Source organism: Streptomyces sp. NPDC005728 (assembly GCF_040630895.1).
Classification (GTDB): Bacteria; Actinomycetota; Actinomycetes; order Streptomycetales; family Streptomycetaceae; genus Streptomyces.
In genome coordinates, this window is the sequence record NZ_JBEXYL010000001.1 from 155875 (window position 1) to 178876 (window position 23002).

At 73.6% G+C, this 23002-nt stretch carries 23 protein-coding genes; 11 read left to right on the top strand and 12 right to left on the bottom strand.

Features of this window, described 5'->3' with window-relative positions; genetic code table 11:
• Positions 1-3: 3 nt before the first annotated feature.
• The 6 genes from ABZ471_RS00650 to ABZ471_RS00675 all read right to left on the bottom strand — a co-directional run bounded on the left by ABZ471_RS00650 (position 4) and on the right by ABZ471_RS00675 (position 7798).
• Positions 4-201, bottom strand: a complete 198-nt coding sequence (locus ABZ471_RS00650; RefSeq protein WP_359060840.1) for a hypothetical protein — start codon at positions 199-201, stop codon at positions 4-6.
• A gap of 130 nt (positions 202-331) precedes the next feature.
• Positions 332-850 (bottom strand): hypothetical protein, encoded by a 519-nt coding sequence (locus ABZ471_RS00655; RefSeq protein ID WP_359060842.1) that lies wholly within the window; start codon positions 848-850, stop codon positions 332-334.
• 16 nt (positions 851-866) lie between these two features.
• Positions 867-2486, bottom strand: coding sequence for an MFS transporter (locus tag ABZ471_RS00660; RefSeq protein WP_359060844.1), 1620 nt, complete (start codon positions 2484-2486; stop codon positions 867-869).
• A 166-nt stretch (positions 2487-2652) separates the two neighbouring features.
• Positions 2653-5319: a LuxR C-terminal-related transcriptional regulator gene (locus tag ABZ471_RS00665; RefSeq protein WP_359060846.1), complete on the bottom strand. Its 2667-nt coding sequence runs from the start codon at positions 5317-5319 to the stop codon at positions 2653-2655.
• 129 nt (positions 5320-5448) lie between these two features.
• Positions 5449-6789, bottom strand: coding sequence for a hypothetical protein (locus ABZ471_RS00670; RefSeq protein ID WP_359060848.1), 1341 nt, complete (start codon positions 6787-6789; stop codon positions 5449-5451).
• Between the two features lie 100 nt (positions 6790-6889).
• Positions 6890-7798, bottom strand: a complete 909-nt coding sequence (locus tag ABZ471_RS00675; protein ID WP_359060850.1) for a YhjD/YihY/BrkB family envelope integrity protein — start codon at positions 7796-7798, stop codon at positions 6890-6892.
• Positions 7799-8081: 283 nt separating this feature from the next.
• On the opposite strand from ABZ471_RS00675, the gene ABZ471_RS00680 reads away from it, so the two are divergent.
• A complete protein-coding gene (locus ABZ471_RS00680) occupies positions 8082-8519 on the top strand; it encodes a DUF6325 family protein (RefSeq protein ID WP_359060852.1) in 438 nt (145 codons plus the stop codon).
• 52 nt (positions 8520-8571) lie between these two features.
• On the top strand, positions 8572-8865 hold the full coding sequence (locus ABZ471_RS00685; RefSeq protein WP_359060854.1) for an SHOCT domain-containing protein: 294 nt from the start codon (positions 8572-8574) through the stop codon (positions 8863-8865).
• 23 nt (positions 8866-8888) lie between these two features.
• On the opposite strand, the gene ABZ471_RS00690 is transcribed toward ABZ471_RS00685, so the two are convergent.
• Positions 8889-9308, bottom strand: a complete 420-nt coding sequence (locus ABZ471_RS00690) for a CBS domain-containing protein (RefSeq protein ID WP_359060856.1) — start codon at positions 9306-9308, stop codon at positions 8889-8891.
• 209 nt (positions 9309-9517) lie between these two features.
• Between ABZ471_RS00690 and ABZ471_RS00695 the strand changes: the two genes are divergently transcribed.
• Positions 9518-9979, top strand: coding sequence for an SRPBCC family protein (locus ABZ471_RS00695; protein WP_359060858.1), 462 nt, complete (start codon positions 9518-9520; stop codon positions 9977-9979).
• 10 nt (positions 9980-9989) lie between these two features.
• Entirely contained in the window at positions 9990-10196 is a 207-nt protein-coding gene (locus ABZ471_RS00700) for a hypothetical protein (protein WP_359060860.1), read from the top strand.
• 20 nt (positions 10197-10216) lie between these two features.
• Here the strand turns inward: ABZ471_RS00700 and ABZ471_RS00705 are convergent, their stop codons facing one another.
• From ABZ471_RS00705 to ABZ471_RS00725, 5 genes are all read right to left on the bottom strand, one after another.
• The gene (locus ABZ471_RS00705; protein ID WP_359060862.1) at positions 10217-10723 is read right to left on the bottom strand and encodes an O-acetyl-ADP-ribose deacetylase; all 507 of its coding nucleotides are present in this window, start codon (positions 10721-10723) and stop codon (positions 10217-10219) included.
• Positions 10720-12138 carry an NAD(P)/FAD-dependent oxidoreductase gene (locus ABZ471_RS00710; protein ID WP_359060864.1) on the bottom strand — a complete coding sequence of 473 codons (1419 nt, stop codon included), beginning with the start codon at positions 12136-12138 and terminating at the stop codon, positions 10720-10722. Before ABZ471_RS00710 ends, ABZ471_RS00705 begins: the two co-directional genes overlap by 4 nt.
• A gap of 79 nt (positions 12139-12217) precedes the next feature.
• On the bottom strand, positions 12218-13063 hold the full coding sequence (locus ABZ471_RS00715; RefSeq protein WP_359060866.1) for an inositol monophosphatase family protein: 846 nt from the start codon (positions 13061-13063) through the stop codon (positions 12218-12220).
• A 136-nt stretch (positions 13064-13199) separates the two neighbouring features.
• Entirely contained in the window at positions 13200-15014 is a 1815-nt protein-coding gene (locus ABZ471_RS00720; RefSeq protein WP_359060869.1) for a gamma-glutamyltransferase, read from the bottom strand.
• 169 nt (positions 15015-15183) lie between these two features.
• Complete coding sequence (locus ABZ471_RS00725) at positions 15184-16239, bottom strand: CPBP family intramembrane glutamic endopeptidase (protein WP_359060871.1); 1056 nt, start codon at positions 16237-16239, stop codon at positions 15184-15186.
• A 138-nt stretch (positions 16240-16377) separates the two neighbouring features.
• Here ABZ471_RS00725 and ABZ471_RS00730 point away from each other — a divergent pair, with 138 nt between their 5' ends.
• The 7 genes from ABZ471_RS00730 to ABZ471_RS00760 all read left to right on the top strand — a co-directional run bounded on the left by ABZ471_RS00730 (position 16378) and on the right by ABZ471_RS00760 (position 22979).
• Positions 16378-18720 carry a histidine kinase gene (locus tag ABZ471_RS00730; protein ID WP_359060872.1) on the top strand — a complete coding sequence of 781 codons (2343 nt, stop codon included), beginning with the start codon at positions 16378-16380 and terminating at the stop codon, positions 18718-18720.
• Positions 18717-19367: a response regulator transcription factor gene (locus tag ABZ471_RS00735; RefSeq protein ID WP_359060874.1), complete on the top strand. Its 651-nt coding sequence runs from the start codon at positions 18717-18719 to the stop codon at positions 19365-19367. The genes ABZ471_RS00730 and ABZ471_RS00735 overlap by 4 nt, the downstream gene beginning before the upstream one ends.
• 202 nt (positions 19368-19569) lie before the next feature.
• The gene (locus ABZ471_RS00740; RefSeq protein ID WP_359060876.1) at positions 19570-20070 is read left to right on the top strand and encodes an SAV_915 family protein; all 501 of its coding nucleotides are present in this window, start codon (positions 19570-19572) and stop codon (positions 20068-20070) included.
• Positions 20067-20369 (top strand): DUF6317 family protein, encoded by a 303-nt coding sequence (locus ABZ471_RS00745; protein ID WP_359060878.1) that lies wholly within the window; start codon positions 20067-20069, stop codon positions 20367-20369. The genes ABZ471_RS00740 and ABZ471_RS00745 overlap by 4 nt, the downstream gene beginning before the upstream one ends.
• Complete coding sequence (locus tag ABZ471_RS00750) at positions 20369-21661, top strand: WXG100 family type VII secretion target (RefSeq protein WP_359060880.1); 1293 nt, start codon at positions 20369-20371, stop codon at positions 21659-21661. The genes ABZ471_RS00745 and ABZ471_RS00750 overlap by 1 nt, the downstream gene beginning before the upstream one ends.
• Positions 21639-22184: a hypothetical protein gene (locus ABZ471_RS00755; RefSeq protein WP_359060882.1), complete on the top strand. Its 546-nt coding sequence runs from the start codon at positions 21639-21641 to the stop codon at positions 22182-22184. The genes ABZ471_RS00750 and ABZ471_RS00755 overlap by 23 nt, the downstream gene beginning before the upstream one ends.
• A 129-nt stretch (positions 22185-22313) precedes the next feature.
• Positions 22314-22979 carry a hypothetical protein gene (locus ABZ471_RS00760; RefSeq protein ID WP_359060884.1) on the top strand — a complete coding sequence of 222 codons (666 nt, stop codon included), beginning with the start codon at positions 22314-22316 and terminating at the stop codon, positions 22977-22979.
• Positions 22980-23002 lie beyond the last annotated feature (23 nt).

Below are 23002 nucleotides of genomic sequence, written 5' to 3' on the forward strand. Positions count from 1 at the left end.
GGGTCACTCCGGCAGCTGCCGCAGCTCGACGACCCTGAGCCCCAGCGACTGGCAGCGGACCAGCAGGCCGTACAGGTGCGCCTCGTCGATGACGCGGCCGAACAGCACCGTCTGACCGGACATCATGACGTGCTCCAGCTCCGGGAAGGCCTTGGTCAGCGTCTCCGACATGAGTCCATCGACACGGATCTCGTAGCGCATGTGCCGTTCTCCCGCCGCGGGCCTGCTGCGGTCTTCTTGCGATCCTGCTCCGCACGGCGGCACCCGGCCTCACCCGGCACAGGTGATAGGGACACCCGGGGCAGCGCGTCACGGCTCAGTGCGTCACGGCTCAGTGCGTCAGCGCCAGCTTGAACGAGATGATCACGAGGCCGAGCAGCAGATTGATCGCGGCACTGACCGTCACCAACCGCCAGGAGGCCCCCGCCTGCCGTGCTCCGGCCGCCGACCACCCCACCTGCCCGGCCACGGCCACCGCGACCGCCAGCCAGACCGTGCCCGCCACGTCCAGGCCCAGCAGCGGGCTCACCGCGACGGCGAGGGCCGGCGGGACGGCCGCCTTGACGATCGGCCACTCCTCACGGCACACCCGCAACACGGTGGGAGCGTCCAGGGACCGTTGCGCGAGGCGTGCTCCGAACAGCTGGGCGTGCACGTGCCCGATCCAGAAGACGAGGCCGGTGAGCAGCAGCAGGACCACCAGCTGCACGCGGGGGAACTCGCCCAGGGCGCCGGCACCGATCACCACCGACGCGGCGAGCATCGAGCCGTACACGGCACCCGTGTAGTCGGCGTGGGCGCGGCGCTCGGCCCGGCGCTCCCGCGCCGTGCCGGCTTCGGTCGAGGACATCGTTACCCTTTCGCACTCACTCGTCGGCGCCGGCCGGTGCGCCGCTCTTCGACGGCTGCGGACGGCGGGCCGGCGCGGTCGGCAGGTGAGGCGTGACGAGGAGGCTCGCGAGGGTGATCGCGCCGGTGGCGAGGATCGCCGCTTTCAGGCCGTCGAGCTGTGCCGAGGCGTACGAGTCCGTGACGGCGTCGACCTCGGACGGCGGCAGCCCGGCGTCCTCGGCCGCCGAGCGCACCTGGTCGGTGGAGACGAAACTGATGCCGGCTTCCAGGGCGACACCGGTCTGCTGCTTGGTCCGGTCCGACAGGCGAGGATGGCTCTCCACCTGCGTGGTGAACGCGTGCGCGAGCGCGCCGATGAGGATCGACCCGATGAGCGCGGTGCCCAGCGCCGAGCCGAGGTTCTGCGCCGTGAACTGCAGGCCGCCGGCCTCGCTGCGTGCCGCCTCGCCCACGCTGGACTGGACGACGTTGCCCAGCTGCGAGGCGAGCAGCCCCATGCCGATGCCGAGCACCGCCATGGCCCCGGCGAACTGGGCGTCGTCGATGAGGGGGTCGATGGTGGCCAGCAGCCACACGATGGCCGCTGCCAGCGTGAGCAGGGCCAGCCGTACGACCCGGCGCGGTCCCAGGGTCCGGCCGAGCCGGGCGGCCGTGAGGGAGGTGACCAGCATCGTGAGGGACACCGGCAGCAGCCGGAGTCCGGTCTGGAAGGCGTCGAACCCCTGCACCACCTGGAGGTACAGCGGGATGGCGAAGAACAGCCCCAGCAGGATGAGGTTCTGGCTCACCAGGGTCAGCAGGCCGGAGCGCAGAGCCGGTACACCGAACAGGGACAGGTGTACGAGAGGGTCGGCGCCCGTGGCCTCGCGTCTGCGCTCCGCGTGCACGAAGAGGGCCAGCACGGCGACCCCGGCGGCGACGACGAACAGGGTGGGCGCGAAGCCGAGGACGGTGAAGGGCGGGTTGCGCGGCTGCACCCAGCCCCAGGTGCTGCTCTGCAGCACCCCGAGCACGCCCAGCCCCAGTCCGGCCGCCGAGAGCACCGCGCCGACCGCGTCCAGCCGGGGCGGCGGTCCGGTCCGCGGGGACTCCGTGATCCACCGGTGGCAGCACAGGACGGCGAGGACCACCACGACCTCGCCGGCGAAGACCAGCCGCCAGGTGAGATACGTGGTCACCCAGCCACCGAGCAGCGGGCCGACCGCGATGCCGGCACCGGCCAGTCCGCCGATCACGCCGTAGGCGACCGCACGGTCGCTGCCCCGGTAGGCCTCGGCGACCAGGGCCGCCATGGCCGGCAAGACCATGGCGGCACCGAGTCCCTCGATGACGGACCAGCCGAGCACGAGGACCCACAGGGTGGGCGCCAGGGCGGTCAGGGCCGACCCGGTCGCGTAGACGACCAGGCCGAGCAGGAAAAGGCGCCGGCGACCGTGGATGTCGCCGAGCCTGCCCCCGATGATCATGAATGCCGCCATGACCAGCGCGTACAGCGTGATGACGGCCTGGATGGCGGTGACCTCGGTGTCGAAGTCCTCGACCAGTTGGCTGATGGAGACGTTCATGACGGACGTGTCCAGGACCATCAGGAACTGGGCCGTCCCGAGCACCATCAGTGCGCGCCAATGTCCCACGTCTCCACCTCGCCGAGTCCTCGGGGCGCCGGCTCGGGCCCGTCGTCGGCGGCGGCCCGGGCGTGCCCGGACGCCGTCTCCATCGCATCGGAGGTGCCCGGTCTGCGCCGCACCCGCTGCAGGCGAGGCGTACGGCCGGCACAGGCTCGCATCAGCCGACACAGGCTCACAGCAGTCCGCGCTCCCGGGCCTGCCGTACCGCGTCACCGCGCCGGTTCACGCCGAGCTTCCGGTAGACGCTCTTGAGATGGGTCTTCACCGTGTTCACGGAGACGTACAGGTCGGCGGCGATCTCCTCGGTGGACATCATCTGGCCCAGTCGCCGCAGCACTTCGCGCTCGCGTCCGCTCAGCTCCTCGACGACGAGCGGTCCGCGCTCCTCGTGGGCTCCCGGCCCGTGCCGTGGTACGGGGCCGCCCGGGGTGAGCCAGCCCGCGGCCAGACTCTGCAGCGGCGGGGTGTCCAGCAGGCGGCGGATCCGCGGTCCGGCTTCGAGGAACGGGCGCCGCAGCCGCTCCTGCCGGGCTTCCAGCAGGGCCCGGGCGAGCAGCTTGCGGGCGGTGGCGACGTCCCCGGCCTCCTGGGCGGCGCGGGCGCGCACCAGCGCGGCGCAGACGCTCACCCCCGGGCCGGTACGGCTGCGGGTGCGCACCTGGTCGACCAGGTCGATGGCCGTGTCACGCTGACCCGCGGCGAGCTGGGCCCACGCGATCTCCGCCGCGTACGGCGGCTCGGCGCTGTGGGGCACGTCGTCGAGGACCTTCGCGGCGGTGTCCGGCCGGCCCTCGGCCAGATGGGCGGCGGAGGTGACGAGCGCCGTGTGGACCTCGGCCCACGGGGAGGTCACATCGGCCCGGACGGCGGGGTCGGCGGCCGCCACGGCGGCCTGGGGGTCACCGCGCGCCAGCAGCAGTCGCGCCGTCACGAGGGACCTGCCCGCCGCCGTCACCGGGTCGAGCGCGTCGGGCCCGGCCCCGGCCGCCTCGTCCAGGAGCGCCTGGGCCTGTGCGAGATCGTCCCGGTCCACGGCCACGGCGGCCAGCACCAGCCGTCCGAGATCCGCGCCGAAGGGCCGGTGCAGACCGAACTGTTCCGTTTCGGTCATGGCCGCCAGCGCCTCGCTCTCGGCCCTGGCGAGCCAGCCGTTGAGGTAGTCGATCAGCGCCAGGTGTCCGAGGGAGTCCTGGCGGGGCAGTGCGGTCGCGACGCCGCTCGGGCAGCCGACCACCTCGGACAGCGCGGCCCGCGCGTCCTCGAAGCTGCCGGCCCACACCCGGGCCGACCCCAGGTGGGTGAGCAGGAGGGCGGTGAGTTCGGGGTGCTTGGCCAGCAGCCGGGGCGCGACCTCGTGGCGCAGTTCCCCGGCCGCAGCCACGGCCTTCTCGGCCCGGGAGGGCGACCCGGTCAGCCGGGCCGCCAGGGCCTCCAGCAGGACACAGCTCATCCGGACCGCGGGATCGGGCTCCTCGGCCCTCAGGTACTCCTCGGCGCGGCGCAGGTGGGTCAGGCCGCCGTCCAGATCGTGCGCGGACAGGTCGCGGGCCGCCCGCACCAGGTCGGGCGCCGCGCCCGCGACCTCGGGGCCCATCCGCGCGAACAGGTCGGCGAGGTCGTCCGCGCGCAGGCCGGAGAAGAGCTGACCGATCGCCAGGTCGTCGACGAAGGCGCGGGCGGTGAACTCCCAGTCGCCCGCGGCGGCGCCGTGCGCCAGCGCCTCCGGCAGGGCCCCCGAGGCCCGCAGCCACTGCCCGGCGCGCCGGTGCAGCTCCGGCTCCAGCTCCGGATGGCGTGCCCGCAGGTGGGCGCGGAGGATCTCGCCGAACAGCGGGTGCAGCCGGTACCAGGAGTGCCCGAGGTCCTCGACGAACGCGTTCTGCCGGTGCAGCCCGGCCAGGACCTCGTCGAGACCTCCGCGGCCGGTGAGCGCCTGCGCCAGTTCGGGACAGAAACGGTCCACGACGCTGACGCGCAGCAGGAGGTCCTGCGTCCGGGCGGTCTGCTGTTTCAGCACCTCGGCGAGCAGGAAGTCGGCGACCGTGCTCCGGCCGGCCTCGAACTCCCTCAGGTACGCCTCGGGATCCTCGTTCTCCCGGGCGGCCATGGCGCACAGGCGCAGTCCGGCGGCCCAGCCCCGGGTGCGCTCCACCAGAGCGCGCGTGGCCTCGGCCGGAAGCCGCAGGCCGTGCAGATCCAGCAGGTCGGCCGCCTCGTCGGGGGTGAAGGCCAGTTCGGCGTCCCGGATCTCGGTCATCGCCGCGGCCGCCCGGTAGCGATGCAGCGGCAGCAGCGGTTCGGTCCGGGTGACGAGGATCAGCCGCAGTCCCGGCCCGGAGTGGTGCAGCACGAATTCCAGCTGCTCGGCTGTCTCGGGGTCGTTCTGGCGGTCGAACTCGTCCAGCACGAGGAGCGCGGGCCGGTCATGGCCGCTCAGTTCGTCGGCGAGGCGCGCCAGCAGCCTGTGGTCCACCCGGCTCGCGTCGGCGGGGCAGCCGATGTCGGCGGGGAGCGGTACGCCGACGGCGCGCAGGGCCTGCAGCACGTAGGCCCAGAACGTGCCCGCGCCCTGGTCGCCCGCCTCGTTGGTGAACCAGGCGACCGGCTGACCGAGCCCGGCGGCCCAGTCCGCGACCAGCAGGGTCTTGCCCGCCCCGGCCGAGCCGTTGACCATCGTCAGCGGGGTGTCCAGGGCCTGGTCGAGATGCTTGACCAGCCGGGGGCGGCTCAGGAACGTGGCCGGCCGGCCCGGCGGGGCGAACCGTGTCCGGAGAAACGGCTCCCCCAGCGGATCGGCGTACACGACGGCCGGTCCCCGTGTGTTCTCGTTCCTGGCCACTGGATCACCACCACGGTCCATGCGGCTGTGGGCGGCGCTCTGCCCGATCAGACGCTCTACCCGATCAGAATCGCAGCCTTCGTGCCCCTGCGCAGTTCGCACCGGACCGGCGGCCCTGCCGCCTTCCCGTCATGGCGCGTCGGCGGGCGGCTCCGGCGCCGGCCGTACCGTGCTGTTCTCGGTGCGGCCGGAGGCCGCCAGCAGCGCGAGGACGGCGAGGACGGCGAGCAGGACGACGACCAGCAGCAGAATGGTGAGCACCGTCGGGTGGTTCCAGAGCGCGAAGACGAGCACGACGACCAGCAGTGCGGCGAGGGTGAAGCCCCGCCGGTAGGCCAGCGCCCAGGTGCCGGCACGCCCGGTGCGGAGGTGGTGAGCGGCCGCCCACCTGGCGGCGGAGTCCGCGGTGTGCTCGGAGGCGCCCCGGACGGCCACGGGCAGCCGTCCCGGCCCGACGAGGTAGGCCCCCAGGGCGATGACGACGCCCAGCACGACGGCCGTCCGCAGGCTGACCCGCAGGAAGCGGAGCAGGGTGTCGAAGACGGCGGCCGCGGCGGCCTTGGACTGCACCTGGGGCGGCAGGTGGTCGAGGTAGTACCGGCGTGCCACGACCAGGCCGATCGCCACCACCAGGCAGGCGAGGGCGGCGCCCAGGGCGGTGCGCGCCAGGGCCCGGCGTCGCCGTCGGGCGAGGAACACCCCCAGGGCGCCGAGGAGCACGACGAGGACGGGGAACCAGTTCCCGACGATGTCGAGCAGGCGGGCGCCCTTGCGGAACTTGGCGAGCTGGTCGGACTGGAAGAGCACCATCTGCTTGTCCACGTCCGGGATCTTGTCAGCGGGTTTCAGCCCCGCGTCGACCAGCTCCTTCTTCACCCGCTCGACGGCGGTACCGACGTCCAGGGTGACCGTGCCGTCGCTGACCCCGACGGCGCCGCGGCCCTTGCCGGTCAGGGCGTGCACGACGGCCTGGTGGGCTTCTCGGTTGGCGAACCGCCACGTCGTCTCGAAGGCGTCGCTGTCGACCACCCGGGTGGCGACCTTGGTCACCGCCTCGTTCACGGCGGAGTCGATCTGCGGCCCCAGTCTTTTGAGCGCGTCGGCGGCGCGTGGCGGCAGGCCCTGGGACTGGAGCCAGCCGGCGATGTCGGAGGCGACCTGCGGACCGTCCACCCGGGCGCCGACCGCCTCGGTGATCCGGTGGACCGCCGCGTCCTGCACGGCGGGGTCCATGGCCAGCGGCGCCACGGTGGAGACATACCGGTCGGTGTCGAGTGCGATGTCCTCCACCCAGGTCGCGAGCAGCGCGACGGGGACGAGGATGCAGGTCAGCACGATGAGCACGGCCGAGGCGGTGCTGCGGGCGACCCGGCCGGCGGCTCCGCCCGCGTCACGGCGTGCCTCTGCCTCGCCACGGGCCGCGGGCTCACGGTCCGGTCCCGGGGACTGCGGGGCGGGCGGCTCGGTCACGGGGCCTCCGACGCGGTGGGTTGCCTGAACATCCCCATTGCGTCAGCCCGGCGGAGACTGCGCGCGCTGGGCAGGCCGAATGGACGAGGGGGCCGCAGCGTCAAGTCTCCTGGCCCCGCCGGGGCGGCGGGCTGCCCAGGCGGCGTGCCAGCAGGGGTTCCTGGGCCACGACGGCGCCCACGCTGATGCTGACGGCGACCGCGACACAGACCACGATCAGCCAGGACAGCAGCAGGAACACGGAACCGAGGGAGCCGTAGTCGGCCAGGGCCCGGTTGAGGGCCCGGGGCATGTAGACCGGCGCGGTGCTCGTCAGGACGACGAGAGCGACCGCCGTGATGACGGCGCCCGGCAGCAGGGGTTTCCAGCCGATCCGGCCGCCGAGCAGCAGATGCTGCGTCCACCACCACAGGCCGACCTGGAGGATCAGGGCGAGGGGGATGCCCAGCCAGGCGCCCAGGCCGAACCCGCCGCGCATCGGGCCCTGGAGGAGCATCGCCCCGAGCCACAGGAGGAGCCAGGCCACCCAGCGCCAGGGGGCGACACGGGTGCCCGCTCGGGGGATCTCCCAGGCGCGTTTGCACAGCCGCTGCATCGCCCGGCTGACGGCGGTGGCGGACAGCAGCACCATGAGTCCGCCGATGACTCCGGTGGCCTGCCGGAGATCCTGCGTGGTCGGCTGGAGCGCCTGCTCCAGCTGGGCCTGGGCGGGACCGGTCAGGCCCAGCACCGCGTGCACGGACCTGACCAGCTGGCGCCTGAACGTCGGCGGAGCGTAGGCCGCTACCACGAACAGCAGCGGGACGGCGGTCAGGAAACACTGCGCGGCCAGCCGGGTGGCGGAGTCGAAGATGTTCACGGACACCATGCGGTCCGCGAGGTGGGTGACGACCGGAAACCGGGTCTCCGCCTGTCGGTGCATCGACTTCGCCCGGGCCACGAGCGTGGTGACCCGCCGCTGCCACCACCCCGGCTCCGGACGCCGCTTCCCGTGCCCGCCCCGTGCCATCAGAGTCCCGCGAGGGCACTGCGGCGCGGCGGCCGGCGCCCGGTCGCGGTCGGCGCCCCTGCGGTGGTCGGCATGGCGGTGCTCCTTTCCCTGCGACCAGGGTGGGGGCCCGCGCGCCCGGCGGCACCCCGGAAGCAGGGGCGCGGGGGCCCCGGAACACGGAACATGCGAGGCCCCGCGCCGCGTGCTGCAATGGCCGGGAGGGCTGACGACCGCCGGCGCGGGGGCGCCGCCACCCGGACGGGCGGACGGTCCGCGCTTCCCCCGTTCCCGAGGAGTGGTCATGAACGGCATCGAAGAGATGGGCCCCGTCGACTACGTGGTCATCGAGTTCCCCGGCAGCCGTATGACGGGCGAGGCGTTCCCCCTGCTGGTCGATCTCTCCGAGCGCGCCATCATCCGGATCATCGACCTCGCCTTCGTCCGGAAGGAGACCGACGGCTCGGTCGTCGCGATGGAGCTGCGGGACCTCGGCGACGAGGTCGATCTGGCCGTCTTCGAGGGAGCCTCGGCCGGTGTGCTGGACCAGAGTGACCTGGACGAGGCCGGCAACGCACTGGAGCCGGGCAACTCGGCGGCGGTGCTGGTGTACGAGAACCTGTGGGCCGCGCCCCTGGCCATCGCGCTCAGGCGCAGCGGGGCGCAGCTCGTCGCGAGCGGCCGTATCCCCGTGCAGGCCCTGCTGGCAGCGCTGGAGGCCACGGAAGAGACGGTGGCCTGACCTGCACCCGACTCGGCTCGGCTCAGGCCCGACCCAGGGGAGATGAGTGAACATGCCCGGACTGCTTCGGGGCGTCGCACGGACGGCCGTCGTCGCCGGTACCGCCACCGCCGTGTCCAACCGTGTCTCACGGCGGCAGGCGGGGCGTTGGGCGCGGCAGGACTACGAACAGCAGCAGGAGCCGGCGCCGCCGGCTCCCACCGCACCGCAGCCCGTCGCGCCCGTCGCGCCCGACGACGACATGACCCACAAGATCGACCAGCTCAAGCAGCTCGCCGACCTGAAGGCCCAAGGAGTTCTGTCGGACGAGGAGTTCGAGAACCAGAAGCGCCTGGTCCTGGGTTGACCGGGAAGGCCCGGGCGAGAGGGTCAGCTCGACGCGTAGACCCTCTCCACGAAGCCGGCGATCTGCCCGGTCGTCAGGTGCTGGGCCAGATCGGCCTCGCTGATCATGCCCACGAGGCGCTTGTCCTGGATCACCGGCAGCCGGCGGATCTGGTGGCTCTGCATCTCGTTCAGCACCTCGTCCACGCTCGCGTCCGCGTCGATCCAGCGCGGTGTGCCCTGCGCCAGATCGCCGCAGGTCACCTTCGCCGGGTCGTGGCCCTTGGCCACGCACTTCACGACGATGTCGCGGTCCGTGACGATGCCGCACAGTCGTTCGTCGGCGTCGCTGACGGGCAGCGCGCCCACGTTCAGGCGCGCCATCAGCTGCGCGGCCCGGTCGAGGGTCTCGGTCTCCGGGATCCACTGGGCCCCGGGATGCATGATCTCTGCGGCGGTTGTCATGAGTTCAACCTCCTGAAGGGTGCGCCCGAACGGATGAAAAGGGCGTCCTTCCTTCACCGTACGAGCAGCTCTGCCTCCCCGCGCGGCGTCCCGGAGGGGCACGGCACCGCCGCAGGCCGGCTCCGCAAGCCCGGGGCGGGCCGCGCGGCCGGGGTCGAGGAGCGTGCTGCCCGCCCCGTCCCCCACCCCGTGGAAGGAGTGTGGTCGGCATGGCCCGGAACCGCCGTCTGATCCTCAGCTCGCCGTCCGAGGTCTGGAGCCTGCTGTCCGACGGCCATCGCTACGGGGAGTGGGTGACGGGAACCCAGCAGGTACTCGCCGCCGACCGGCACTGGCCGGACGTGGGCGCGCGTCTCCGAGTCCGGGTCGGCGTCGGCCCCTTGACCCTCGACGACACCTGCGTCGTACGCATCTGCGAGCCGCAGCACCGGCTGGAACTGGAGGCGAAGGCGGACCCCTTCGGCGCGGCCCGCATCGCCATGAACCTGATCCCCTGGGGCGAACACACGCTCTTCGTCCTCGACTGGCATCCCCTGCGCGGCCCCGGCACCCGGATGCACGGACTCCCCGTCGACTACGTCGTCCGGATCCGCAACGGCATGATGCTGACGAAGCTGGCCCGGATCGCACTGCGCGAACACGCCGAGAGCACCGGCGTGTACACCGGGTAGGTCAAGGCCCTTGTCCGTCAGCCGAGTCGGCGGACGAGCACCCCGTGTCCGCCGTGCGGCCGGACGCATCGGCAACGGCGTCCCGGCCGCCCTCACCTTCGGCATCGCGGCGGGGCTCGCGGCCCTTGCGACACTGCGGCTGGCCGGGGGCCTCGACACCTCTGTGCGCGGCGCGCGGACGGGGCCGGCAGCACGGGTCGACGCGGACGTCGACTGATGGGTCCTGGGACGCTCCCCTCAGCCGACCTGCCGGGCGAACGCCTCGTACGCCCGGTCGTCGAAGAGGACGAACCGCACCTCTTCGACTGCTGTCGGAGTGTTCCGCACCGTCTCCACCGCGATACGAGCCGCATCGTCCATCGGCCACCGGTACACGCCGGTGGAGATCGCCGGGAACGCGACCGTCCGGGCACCCAGCTCGTCGGCCACGCGGAGCGACTCCCGGTAGCAGGAGGCGAGAAGCGAGTCATCGCCGCCGGCCTGCCAGACCGGGCCCACGGTGTGGATGACCCAGCGGGCGTCCAGGTTGCCCGCCGTGGTGGCGACCGCACGACCCGTGGGCAGGCCCTTGCCGTAGTGGGAGGCGCGCAGCTTGCGGCACTCCTCCAGGATGGCGGGGCCGCCGCGCCGGTGGATCGCGCCGTCGACGCCTCCGCCGCCCAGGAGCGAGGAGTTGGCGGCGTTGACGATCGCGTCGGCACTCTGCCGGGTGATGTCGCCCTGGACGAGGGTGATGGTGGTCATGTCTGCCTCAGCCTTCGCCACACGGCCTTGGCCGCGTTGTGCCCCGACATACCGTGCACGCCGGGTCCCGGCGGGGTGGCCGAGGAGCAGATGAAGACGGCCGGATGCGGGGTGTGGTACGGGAACAGGGACAGTCTGGGGCGCAGCAGCAGCTGGAGCCCGGAGGCCGCGCCGCAGGCGATGTCGCCGCCGACGTAGTTGGCGTTGCGGGCGGCCATCTCGGCCGGGCCGGCCGTGGCGCGGGCCAGGACGCGGTCCCGGAAGCCGGGGGCGAAGCGCTCCAGCTGGCGTTCTATGGCATCCGTGAGGTCGCCCTGCCAGCCGTGGGGGACGTGGCCGTACGCCCAGAAGACGTGCTTGCCCTCGGGGGCGCGGGTGGGGTCGGCCACGCTGGGCTGCACGGTGATCAGGAACGGCGTGTCGGGGGCGCGGCCCTCTCGGGAGGCGGCCCGCAGGGCGGCGCCGATCTCGGCCTGGCTCGCGCCGATCTGCACGGTGCCGGCGACCCGGGCCTCGGGGGCGGTCCAGGGGACCGGGCCGTCCAGCGCGTAGTCGATCTTGAAGACGCCGGGGCCGTAGCGGTAGCGGTCGTAGTAGCCGCCGAAGCCGGCGATGCGGGCGAGTGCGGTGGGTGACGTGTCGAAGACGTACGCGCGCGCGGGCGGCAGGTCGTCCAGGCGCTTGACCTCGTAGTCGGTGTGCAGGGCGCCGCCGAGGTCCGCGAAGTAGGCGGCGAGGGCGTCGGAGATCGCCTGGGAGCCGCCGCGGGCCACGGGCCAGCCGCGGGCGTGCGCGGCCAGGGCGAAGACCAGGCCGACGGCACTGGTGGCCAGGCCGTTCAGCGGGGCCATGACGTGGGCGACGAGGCCGGAGAAGAGGGCCTTGAACCGCTCGTCGTGGAAGCGGCGCATCAGCAGGGTGGACGGCGGCAGCCCGGCCAGGCCGAAGCGGGCGAGGGTGACCGGGTCGCGCGGCAGCGCGGTCAGCGGCAGGGACATGAAGTCCCGGGCGAGCGTGTCCCACTGGGACAGGAACGGCCGGACCAGCCTGCGGTACGCGCCCGCGTCACGCGGGCCGAAGGAGGCGGCCGTCTCGGCCACGGAGCGGGCCAGGACGGCCGCGGTGCCGTCCGGGAACGGGTGCGCCATGGGCAGGTCGGCGTGCAGCCACTCGAGGCCGTAGCGGTCGAGGGGCAGCGCGCGGAACGCGGGCGAGTTGATGCCGAGGGGGTGGGCGGCCGAGCACGGGTCGTGCCGGAAGCCGGGCAGGGTCAGCTCCTCCGTGCGGGCGCCGCCGCCGACGGTGGACTGTGCCTCGAACAGGGCGACGGAGAAGCCCCGGCGGGCCAGCTCCACCGCTGCGGTCAGGCCGTTCGGCCCCGCACCCACCACGACCACATCGAGCATCGACGGCACCTTCGGACCCCTTCGTCAGCCGATGGCCACTCAGGATCAGGATATGCCGCAGGACCGACACTCCCCCGGGCCGGGTGCCTCAGGGGGCCGTGCGCAGCAGCTCCGCGATCCGGCGTGCCGTGGCGGCGTCCCTCGCGGCGGTGAACGGCAGTGCGTTGGCGCCGGTCACGCGGAACGGCTCGCCGGTCAGGGTGAGGTGGGCGCCGCCCGCCTCCTCGACCAGGAGCAGGCCCGCCGCGTGGTCCCAGGCGGCCTCCCAGGAGAACGCGACGGCGTCCAACTCTCCCCGGGCCACGGCGAGATACTCCAAACCCGCCGAGCCGCAGGGGCGCGGGGCGAGGCCGTCGGTCCACAGGGCGCGCAGCGCGCGCTTCTGCTCGTCGGTGGTGTAGTCGGGGTGGGAGGTGGCGACGGCGAGGTCGCGGCCGGGCGCCGGCGGGCCCGCGAACAGCCGCTCGCCGTCGAGGAACGCGCCCTGTCCGCGGACGGCGGTGGCGAACTGGTCGCGCACGGGGGCGTAGGTCCAGGAGGCCAGGACGGTGCCCCGGTGGGCGAAGGCGACCAGGGTGCAGAACCCGTCGTCGCCGTGGACGAACTGCCGGGTGCCGTCGACCGGGTCGATGATCCAGACGGGCGCGTCGCCCTGGATCGCCTCGTACGTCACGGGGTTGGCGTGCACCGCCTCCTCACCGACCACCACCGAGCCCGGCAGCAGCGCCCCGAGGGCTTCGGTGAGCTGCCGCTCGGCGAGGCGGTCGGCGTCGGTCACCAGGTCGTGCGGTCCGCTCTTCTGGTCGACCTCGTGCTCGGCCAGGCGGCGGAAGCGGGGCAGGATCTCGGCCGCGGCGGCCTTGCGGACCGCTTCCTCGACGTCGGCCGAGCAGCGGATGAGAAACTCTTCGATGGTTTCCGTGTCTCCGATCATGCGTCCATGAGAACACGCGCCACTGACAATCCCCGCCGGGCCCATGGACGCAGGGTGGAATCGGGATGAAGAGCGGGTGCCACAGCGCCCGGCAGCGGCGCAGGCGGAGTCAGCGGACTCAGCGGACTCAGCGGACTCAGCGGCCCACCGCGTACCCCTGCATCCCGCGCGGGTTCGCGGCGGCCGACAGGACACCGGTCCGCGGGTCCCGGGCCACCGCGCACAGGCGGCCCTCCGACCAGCCGGGACCGACGGTGACGTCGTGGCCGCGCCGCCGCAGCTCCTCGATCACGTCCGCGTCCGTCCGGGACTCCACGGTCACGCTCCCGGGGCGGCGGCCGCGCGGGTAGAAGGAGCTGGGGAAGCTGTCGTTGTGCCAGTTCGGGGCGTCGATGGCGCCCTGCAGGTCGAGGCCGCCGCGGACCGGGGCCCGCAGGACGGCGGCGAGGAGGAAGTGCAGCTGCCACTGGTCCTGCTGGTCGCCGCCGGGCGTGCCGAACGCGAGCACCGGGATGCCGTCGCGCAGTGCCAGGGACGGGGTCAGGGTGGTGCGGGGGCGGCGGCCGGGGGTGAGGGAGTTCGGCAGCCCCTCCTCCAGCCAGGTCATCTGCAGCCGGGTGCCGAGCGGGAAGCCCAGCTCCGGCACGACCGGGTTGGACTGCAGCCAGCCGCCGCTGGGCGTGGCCGCGATCATGTTGCCCCAGCGGTCGACGACGTCCAGGTGGCAGGTGTCGCCGCGGGTGCTGCCGTCGGCGGCCGGCCGGGGCTCGCCGGACAGCTCCGCGACGGTCGGCTCGCCCGCGCCCATCGGGTTGAACGCGGTGTCCTCGCCGCTCTCCACGCGCGCGTGCACGGGAAGGCGCGGGGTGCGTCCGCCGGGGCTGCCGGGGCGCAGCTCGTACGACGCCTTGGGGCCGACGAGCGCCCGCCGCCCGGTGTTGTAGCCGTCCGACAGCAGCTCGGCGAGCGGCACCTCGGCCGCGTCCCCGTACCAGGCCTCGCGGTCGGCCATGGCGAGCTTGCAGCCCTCGACGAGCAGGTGGACGTAGTCGGCCGAGCCGTGGGCGGGCAGCTCGGGCGGGAGCAGGGCCAGCTGCTGGAGGAGGGCGGGGCCCTGGCTCCAGGGGCCCGCCTTGCACACCGTCCAGCCGTTCCAGTCGTACGTCACCGGTGCCTCGTAGCTCGCCGACCAGCCGGCGAGGTCGGCCTCGGTGAGCGTGCCGGTGTGCCGTTCGCCGCTGGTGTCCAGGGTGGGCCGCCGGGACTGCCGTACCAGGGCCTCGGCGATGAAGCCGGAGCGCCACACCGCGCGCGCCGCGTCGATACGCGCCTCCCGGTCGCCGGCCCCGGCGGTCTCGGCGAGCAGCCGCTTCCAGGTGGCGGCGAGGGCGGGGTTGCGCAGCAGCTCACCGGGTCGGGGCGCCCGGCCGCCGGGCAGGTAGACCTGTGCCGAGGAGGTCCACTCGGTCTCGAACAGCTCCCGGACGCTCTCCACGGTCGCGCCGACGTTCTCCACGGGCGCGTGCCCGTGCTCGGCGTACCCGATGGCGTACTTCAGCACGTCCTCCAGGGGCTTGGTGCCGTGGTCGCGCAGGAGCAGCAGCCAGGCGTCGAAGGCGCCGGGCACGGCGGCCGCGAGCGGTCCGGTACCGGGGACGAGGTCCAGACCGAGCCCCCTGTAGTGCGCGACCGTCGCGCCCGCCGGGGCCACGCCCTGCCCGCACAGCACCTGTACCTCACCGCCGGCCGGGGCCAGCAGGATCGGCACCTCGCCGGCGGGCCCGTTCAGGTGCGGCTCCACCACATGCAGCACGAACGCGCCGGCCACGGCCGCGTCGAAGGCGTTGCCGCCGTCCTCCAGGACCGCCATCGCCGACTGGGAGGCCAGCCAGTGGGTGGAGGACACCATGCCGAAGGTGCCCTGGAGGGTGGGTCGGGTGGTGAACTGCATCTCTCACCTCGCTGTTGCGCACGTCGGTCGATCAGCAGGCTATCGATCGGATGCGGTTGCGCCGAGCGCCCTGCGGTCCCTGACGGCCTGGTGCCGGTGCGCGCGAGGGAGCGGGACGAGCGGGCGGCTTCGAGTCGGCCGCCGTCTTCCCCTGACCGGCAGCGGCCGCTCACGGCCGGTCGGCGACGTCCGCTTCGGTGCCGGGGTACGGGGGCGGAACGGGCGTGCCCTGCATCGGAGGCCCTGCCCAGGGCGGCGCCACGGGAAAGCCGGTGACAGGTGTGTACGGGGCGCCGTGGGCGGGCGGCCGGACGGGCGGGAGTGGTGCGGGGGCGGTCCGGTCCAGTGACCGGCGGCGCAGCAGCCACACCACGGCTGCCGTGTACAGCACGACGCTCGCGACGTCGAGTACGACCAGCGGCCAGGTCGCGTCCGCGGCGGTCTCGTCGCTCCTGAGCCCGTCGACGGTGGCCGCCGAGGCGGCGAAGGCAAGGACGTTGTTGACCGTGTGCAGCCCGATGGACGCCTCCAGACCGCCCGTCCGCCAGGTCAGCCAGCCCCCCGCCGCCCCGAACACCACGAGGTCGGCGAATCCCCAGGGGGTGCCCCAGCCGTGGGCGGCGGCGAACAGGACGGCCTGGGGCAGGAACGCGCACCAGGGCGAGCGCACGAAGGCGCCGACGGCCTGCGTCAGCCAGCCCCGGAAGACGTACTCCTCGGCGGCCGCCTGCAAGGGAACCAGGACGACGAGCATGGCCGGCGCGGGCCCGAAGACCTCCCCTCCCGCCCACCGGAACTCGTCGTCGCCGTCGGCGGGCAGCAGGAACATGCCGCCCATCGCCAGGGCGACGATCGGCAGGGCCGTCAGCATGCACAGGGCCAGCCAGCGCCGCCGGAGCCTCCCGGCCACGGAGGAGACCGAGCCCGCCGGCCGCCGGCCGAGCCAGCGCACCGCCAGCAGCACGACAGGGGTCGCCAGGGCTATGAGCAGCAGGTCGACGGCGGTGTCCGGCACGGGACCGAACTCCACCCAACCGTCGGGGTCCCGGGGGTAACCCTTCCGGGAGCCCACTTCGTCGACGACGCCGTAGAGGACGCCCACGGCGATCACGTAGAGCACGGCCACGACCAGGGTGCCCACCAGCGGGCGCCACCACCGGTGGCGCGCAGAGAGCCGGGCGAGCCGGTGATAGGGCAGGGGTTCGGGCAGGGGTGGAGTCGTCATGCCATCACCTTCTCCGGTGGCACCCGGCCCCGCCGTCGCCCTGCGGCACGAACGGTGCCTCTGTCGCTGGGTAGGGATCGGCCTCGGCCCCAGGGCCGGTGTCCGGCGTTCGGGCCGCGCTCTACGCTCGTCGCCGAGATGGAGACGATACGCAACCGGCTTCTGCCCCTGGTGCTGGCAGCCGGACAAAGTGCCCTGCTGTGGCCCGGGGTGGGCCCGGACGAAACGCCCGCCCTGCCGGGCCTGATCGGTGTCGTGTGCGCCCTGTCCCTGGAGACGGCCGCCCTGGGCCGACGCCGGCAGGCACCCGTGCGGGCGCTGGCCGGGGCACTGGCCGCCTACGTCCTCGGCATGGCCGTCTGGCCGGACGGCTACCTCGGCCTGGGCACGCTGGTCGCCCTGTACTCCGTGGCCGTCCGCTGCCCCGTGCCGGTGACGGTCCGGGCCGTCGCCGGGCTCGTCGGCGTCGAGTGGGGGCTGGCCGCCGTGCAGGAGGGCTTCCGCGCCTCGCTCCTGACGACGGCGCTCGCCCTGTCCGTGTACGTCCTGTGCGCGGGACTCGGCGAAGCGCGGCGCCAGTGGATCGGCGGGCGGCTCACCGCGGCCCGCCGGCTGGCCGGAGCGGAGCACGCCCGCCGCACGGCGGGCGACCACGAACGCCGGCGCCTCGCCCGCGAACTGCACGACGTGAGTGCCCATCACCTCACCTCGGTCGTCGTCACCGTCGACGCCGCACGCCGGCTCAAGGACAGCAGGCCGGAACTGGCCGCCGAGGCACTGTCGTTCGCGCAACGCACCGGCGCCGAGACCGTGGCGGCGCTGCAGCGGCTCGTCGGTCTCCTACGGGACACGGACCGTCCCGGGCCCGGGGTCACGAGCGCCGGGATCGAGGAACTGGTCGCGGGATTCGGCCGGCTGGGCCGTCCCGTCGCCGCCCACATCCCCGACGACCTGACCGGCCCCGCGGCCGAGGCGATCCACGGAATCGTCCGCGAGGCCCTCACCAACGCCCTGCGGCACGCCCCCGGTGCCGCCGCCCGGGTGTTCGTCCGCCGGGCGAACGGCCTGCTGGAACTGACCGTGGAGAACGCGCCGCCGCGCACCTGCGCACCGCACGACGCCGGCGGTCTCGGCGCGGGACGCGGCGTGGCCGGCATGCGGGAACGGGCCGCGTCGGCCGGAGGCGAACTGACCGCCGGCCCGGGCCCCGACGGGGGCTGGCTGGTCCGCGCGACACTGCCCGACACTGCCGGGCCGCAGCATCCGCCCGGGCCCGTATGGCGGCGCGACGTCCTGCGGGAGCAGCGGCTCACCGACCCCGCCCTGGCCTTCACCGCGATGGTCCTGCCGGTGGTCACCGCTCTCTCGACCGTGGAGGACTGGCCGGAACGGACCAGGCGCGCCGCGGTACCGGACCTGATCGTCGTGACGGCACTGCTGGTCCTGCACGCGCTGCCGCTGTTGTGGCGCAGACGTGCCCCGGTGGCCGCCTTCGTCGCCGTGCTGGCCACGGCCTGGCTGTGGCCGGTGGCCGTCGCGGCGGTGCCTCTGCCGTCACGGGTGTCGGAGTTCCTCGTCGGGGGCGCGCTCGTGGAGATGCTCGCGGTGTACGCGGTCGCCGCCTACGGGCGGGGTCCTTCCGGCTCCTGGCCGGCGGCGATCGCGGGGACCTTCGGCACGGCCTCGGTGATCACGGTCACGGCCGCTGCCGACGGCTGGTTGGCGGGCGAGGCGGTCGACGGGTTCGCCCCGGCGATGGTGGTCTTCCTGTGCGTCCTGCTGGCTCCCCTTTTCGCCGCCGTGTGCGGCGCCGGCCTCGTCGTACGGCGCCGGCGCCTGCGCATGCTGGCGAGCGACGACTTCGCGCTCGCCAGCTCGATGTGGCATGCGGAACGGGCCGCCGAGGCCGAACGGCACCGGCTGGCGGTGACGTTGCGCGAGGCCGTACTGCACCATGCGGCCTCGCTCGTCGACCTGGCCGGGCAGGGACGGCTCGACGACGTGGCCGCCGCGGCCCGGGCGGCCCTCGCCGCCATGCGGGACATGCTGCACAGCCTCGACGACGGTGCGGACCCCGTCGACCGCCTCTCGCCGTCCCCGACCGCCACCGACCTCGGCACGCTCTGCCGCACCCTGCGCGCCACCGGCCGCGACGTGCGGGTGCGGGGCCTGCCGGAGGCCGCGCGCGGCCTTCCGCCCTCCGTGCACGTCTCGACGTACCGGATCGTCGAAGCGGCGCTCGGCGCGGGCGACCACGGGCCGGCACGGGTGACCCTGAGGCGGCGCCGTGGCACTCTGCACATCACGGTGACGGGCGTACCGCTCGCCGTCGCCGGCCCGGTCGCCGAACGCCTGCGCGTGCAGGTCGCCGCGGGCGAAGGAGGCATCGTGTTCGAACCAGCCGGTAATGTACGGGTGTCGTTGCCGGCCGGACCCGTTCCGGCCCCCGTCCAGGAGGTGTCCCCGTCGCCGTACGCGTGATCGTCGTCGACGACCAGGCCGTGGTCAGGGCGGGCTTCGCCGCCATCGTGGACGCCGAACCCGACCTCACCGTCGTCGGCGAGGCCGGCGACGGAGCGACGGCGGTGTCGCTCGCCGCCGCCGAGGCGCCCGACCTCGTCCTGATGGACATCCGGATGCCGGGCATGGACGGACTCACCGCGACCCGCCTGATCACCGCGCCGGACAACGGGCCGCGGGTGCTGGTGCTCACCACCTTCGACCTCGACGAGTACGTGTACGAGGCCCTGCGCGCCGGAGCGTCCGGGTTCCTGCTGAAGGACGCCCTGCCCGAGGATCTGCTGACCGCGATCCGCGTCGTGGCCGCGGGCGACGGCATCCTGGCCCCCGCAGTGACCCGTCGCCTCATCCACACCTTCGCCCAGGGCGCACCGCGGGTTCTCCCGGCGGCCGGGGCCCTCGGCCAACTCACCCCGAGGGAACGGGAAGTACTGCTGAAGATCGCTTCCGGCCTCACCAACGCCGAGATCGGAGCCGAACTCGGCGTGACCACGGGCACCGTGAAGACCCACGTGAACGGCCTGCTGTCCAAGCTCGGCCTGCGCGACCGGGTCCAGGCGACCATCCTCGCCTACGAGAGCGGGCTGGTCCGTCCCCGCACGAGCTGACGGACCCGACGGCGGAAACGGGCGCGGCGCCGCCGGTTCATCAACGGGTCAAGGGCTGATCAGAGCCCGGCCAAGCGGTCGTATGGGTTCCGCATACGCCCTGGCCCCTGCCCCGACATAGCGGGATTCACCCCTTTCTCCCCTGGCTACTGTGGCCGGGCCCGCTTGTCCACGGGCCAGACACGGGGAAGAGGTGACGGCGGTGGGGGCGCCGATACGTTCACGCATAAGCGACTTCGTCGAGCCGGGCGGCCTTCCGGAGCCCGAGCCCGCGGCCGAGCCGCGCCGTTCGCGCCTGCGGGACCTGGTCGAGGCGGCGCCGCCCGCGCAGCCGGACGCGGACGGACGGCCGGGCCCCAGGCCGGGCGTCCCCGCCTACGGCACGCCGGTGCTGGTGCCGGCCCACCCCCGGTCCGTCGGGACGACGGGTACGCAGGGCGGCCCGGCGCGCGTGCCCTTCGTGGTTCTCGAACTGTTCGAGCACCCCGCGCACGGCACCGTGGTGTTCGCGTTCAGCACGCCTCAGCGGTTGGCGGACGCGCTCGGCGAGGCGCAGCCGTGGGTCGCGGCCTCGATCGGTCCGCTGGCCGAGTCCGTGCGCGAGCAGGGCGTCACCGTCCTGCTCGACCCGAGTGTCCCTCCCGGACGGCACAACTGGCGGCCGGCCGACCTGGTCGCCTACGCGCAGGAGGTGCGCCGATGACGGCCGACTTCAAGGTGGTCTACGACGACCTCGCCACCCTGGCGAGGACGTTTCACGAGCAGGCCGCCGACTACCGCAAGCTCCACCCCGACGTGGCGCCGCCCGTGGTCGGCGGCGGCGACGGGGGGCTGGACCACGCCATCAAGGAGGTCGCCGACCTCCTCGTCGCCCTCCACATCGGGCTGGGCGACCGGATGGACGACCACGGCGACAAGGCCGCGTACGCCCGTGACTCCTTCCACCGGCACGACGTGGACGTCCACGGTGCCTTCGAAGACCTGATGGCGGGTGAGGGCTGATGGGCGACAGCTGGGTCGGCGGCGACATCGGCGGACTGCGCACGATGGCCGAGACGTACAAGAACGCCAAGGACAAGCTCGACGACGTGGTCAAGCCGCTCAGTCGCGCCGTCGACACCCTGGTGGACGACGCGAGCTGGAAGGGCGAGGCGGCCGAGACCTTCCGCGCGCGGTGGACCGAGGACGCGGTGACCGCGGGCGGCTTCGCCGAGCTGGTGCACCGGGCGGGCAGCACTCTCGGCACGCTGGCCGACGCGCTGTCCACGTGCGAGACGGCCCTGCAGAACGCGGAGCACATCGCGACGCGCAAGGGGGTGCCGACGGGTGCCAAGGGCTTGCCCCTGCAGATCGTCACGGCGAGTCCGCCCAGCGCGGACGACCAGAAGACGATCTCCGCGATGAACGAGTACGCCAAGGCACGCGACGAGATCCTGCACACGGCGCAGCATGCGCGGCTGGTGGCGGCGCAGCAGCTGCAGGGGCTGTACGCGCAGGTGACGTCGAAGGACGCGTCCACCGGGGACAAGGTCACCATCGCCGACTATCTGCGCGGCCTGTACGCGTACGACGCCGAGGACGCGCGGGCCGGCGGTGCAGAGGCCCGGGCCCGGCTGGACTCGGCGAAGACCGAGGCGCAGGCCGCCAAGAAGGAACTCCGCGCGGAGCGCAGGACGTTCCAGCAGCAGGGCCGGAAGATGCCCGACGACCTCCCCGCCAAGAGCGCCTACCGTGACGCGGTCGCCGAGGTCGACTCCCTGGAGGACGCGATCGCCCGCGCCGAAAACGGCAGCACCGAACTCCCTTACGACCGTGCGCTCAACGTGAAGCTGGCCGATGCCGCGGACGCCCTGCGCGCGGGCGAGACCCTGGAGAAGCTCCCGGACTTCCTCAAGGAGGTGCCGGTGCTGGACGTCGCCGCGGCGGGCGCCTGCGGGCTGCTGGAGGCCTCCGACGATCACGACAAGGGCTGGTCGTGGCAGCACTCGGTCGCGGTGGACGGCGGCGCCAACGTCGGTGGCCTGGTGGCCGGAACGGCGGTCACGGCGGGCCTCGTGGCCCTCGCGCCCTTCGAGGTGCCCACCGCGGTGGTGGCCGGTGTCGGCGGCGCGATCGTGATCGGCGCGACCAGTGTCGTCGACCACGCCTTCCACGAGCACTGGAGCGAGGACATCCACGACCACGGTGTGGTCGGCGGGGTACTGCACGGCACGGGTCACGTCCTGTCCCAGACAGGGGACGACTTCGTTCGACTGAAAGACGACGTGTGGCATGGCATCAAGAGCATCTTCTAGGGGCGAGGCTTCCGCGGCCCCGGCCCGGATCCCGGCCCTGCCGGGGCTCGGCACCACCTGGTTCGAGCGCGGTGCGCGCTACTGGCTGCGCCGCACCCTCGGTGCCGCCGCATGGCTGGCCGTCCTGGCCTTCTGCTGCTACATCGCGCTCGTTCTCTACGGAAGCTTCCGCGGCGCCCTGCCGCCGGCCCTCCGCACGGTGTGGGACTGGACGCAGGTGGCGGCCTCCGGTGCGGCCCTGGTGTGGGGGTGGCTGGTACAGCGCCGGGACCACCGCAGGAAGCTCCTGGACCCGCCCTCCCCCGGCGCGTTCCGTGCCGCCAAGCGGGACGAGGTCCGCCGCTCCGTCTGGCTGACCCTCGCCGGTCGCGCCCTCTGGTTGGTCGCGGCACCCGTCATGCCCGCGCTGGCCGCATGGGCCGTCGGCTGGTCGGCCGCGGCGTTCACCGTCCGCGCGTACCCCAGCGAGGTCGGCGCCCACCGCTGGCTCGAGGCACATAACGGGCAGATCAGTACGTCGTGAACGCACCGCAGTGACCGGTCGGGCACGCAGCGAGTTACCCCTTCCGCCCCACAGACAGTCGTGTGACACTGGCGTCCCCGTCCACCATGCGGACCCCTTCCGTACCCCCTCCCCCACGAGAAGTGCGCTGTGCGTTCTCTTCCTCTGCCGCTCGCCCTCACCGCGCGTCTGACGCCGGTCGCCGTGCTGGCCTGTGCCGGCTGGGCGCTGTCGTCGGGCCCGGCCGCGCCGTCCGCCGCCGATCAGCGGCCGGACCGGGAGACGCCCACCCATGCGGCCTCCGCCCCGTCCTCCACCGCGGTGTCGAAGGCGTACACCGCCGCGCCCGCCCCCTGCACCGGCGTGCCCGTGGCGACGATCAAGTCCCTTGTGCCCGGGGCCAGGACGGCGGGCAAGGAGATCCCCTCGACGGACACCGCGCTCCGCCGCACCTGCTCGTGGAACGCCCTCCAGGGCTACGACTACCGCTGGCTCGACGTCTCCTACGAGGTGACCGAATCGGACCAGGAGGCGAAGAAGGAGTACGAGCAGCGGGTCGGCGAGAAGAGCGGCGGCGGGACCGTTCCGGGCCTCGGGGACGCCGCGTACTCCGTCGTGAACCTCACCACCGAGGACAAGCAGCAGACCCGCGAGGGCGTGGTGATGGCCCGCATCTCCAACGCCCTGGTGATCGTCACCTACAACGGCAGCGACTTCGAGACGAAGAAGGCCCCGGGCACGGACGAGATCAACAAGGGGGCCATCAAGGCCGCGAAGAGCGCCGTCGCCGCCCTGCAGGCCGGCGGATCCGGCTGACGCCGTACGAGCGGCTCCCGGGC

Excerpts from the sequence above, each read along its gene's own strand:
- ABZ471_RS00720 (WP_359060869.1), bottom strand. The coding sequence starts at position 15,014 with ATGCAGTTCACCACCCGACCCACCCTCCAGGGCACCTTCGGCATGGTG.
- ABZ471_RS00655 (WP_359060842.1), bottom strand. The coding sequence starts at position 850 with ATGTCCTCGACCGAAGCCGGCACGGCGCGGGAGCGCCGGGCCGAGCGC.
- ABZ471_RS00725 (WP_359060871.1), bottom strand. The coding sequence starts at position 16,239 with ATGACGACTCCACCCCTGCCCGAACCCCTGCCCTATCACCGGCTCGCC.
- ABZ471_RS00695 (WP_359060858.1), top strand. The coding sequence starts at position 9,518 with ATGGCCCGGAACCGCCGTCTGATCCTCAGCTCGCCGTCCGAGGTCTGG.
- ABZ471_RS00680 (WP_359060852.1), top strand. The coding sequence starts at position 8,082 with ATGAACGGCATCGAAGAGATGGGCCCCGTCGACTACGTGGTCATCGAG.
- ABZ471_RS00750 (WP_359060880.1), top strand. The coding sequence starts at position 20,369 with ATGGGCGACAGCTGGGTCGGCGGCGACATCGGCGGACTGCGCACGATG.
- ABZ471_RS00650 (WP_359060840.1), bottom strand. The coding sequence starts at position 201 with ATGCGCTACGAGATCCGTGTCGATGGACTCATGTCGGAGACGCTGACC.
- ABZ471_RS00685 (WP_359060854.1), top strand. The coding sequence starts at position 8,572 with ATGCCCGGACTGCTTCGGGGCGTCGCACGGACGGCCGTCGTCGCCGGT.
- ABZ471_RS00705 (WP_359060862.1), bottom strand. The coding sequence starts at position 10,723 with ATGACCACCATCACCCTCGTCCAGGGCGACATCACCCGGCAGAGTGCC.
- ABZ471_RS00675 (WP_359060850.1), bottom strand. The coding sequence starts at position 7,798 with ATGGCACGGGGCGGGCACGGGAAGCGGCGTCCGGAGCCGGGGTGGTGG.
- ABZ471_RS00755 (WP_359060882.1), top strand. The coding sequence starts at position 21,639 with ATGGCATCAAGAGCATCTTCTAGGGGCGAGGCTTCCGCGGCCCCGGCC.
- ABZ471_RS00690 (WP_359060856.1), bottom strand. The coding sequence starts at position 9,308 with ATGACAACCGCCGCAGAGATCATGCATCCCGGGGCCCAGTGGATCCCG.
- ABZ471_RS00745 (WP_359060878.1), top strand. The coding sequence starts at position 20,067 with ATGACGGCCGACTTCAAGGTGGTCTACGACGACCTCGCCACCCTGGCG.
- ABZ471_RS00715 (WP_359060866.1), bottom strand. The coding sequence starts at position 13,063 with ATGATCGGAGACACGGAAACCATCGAAGAGTTTCTCATCCGCTGCTCG.
- ABZ471_RS00730 (WP_359060872.1), top strand. The coding sequence starts at position 16,378 with ATGGAGACGATACGCAACCGGCTTCTGCCCCTGGTGCTGGCAGCCGGA.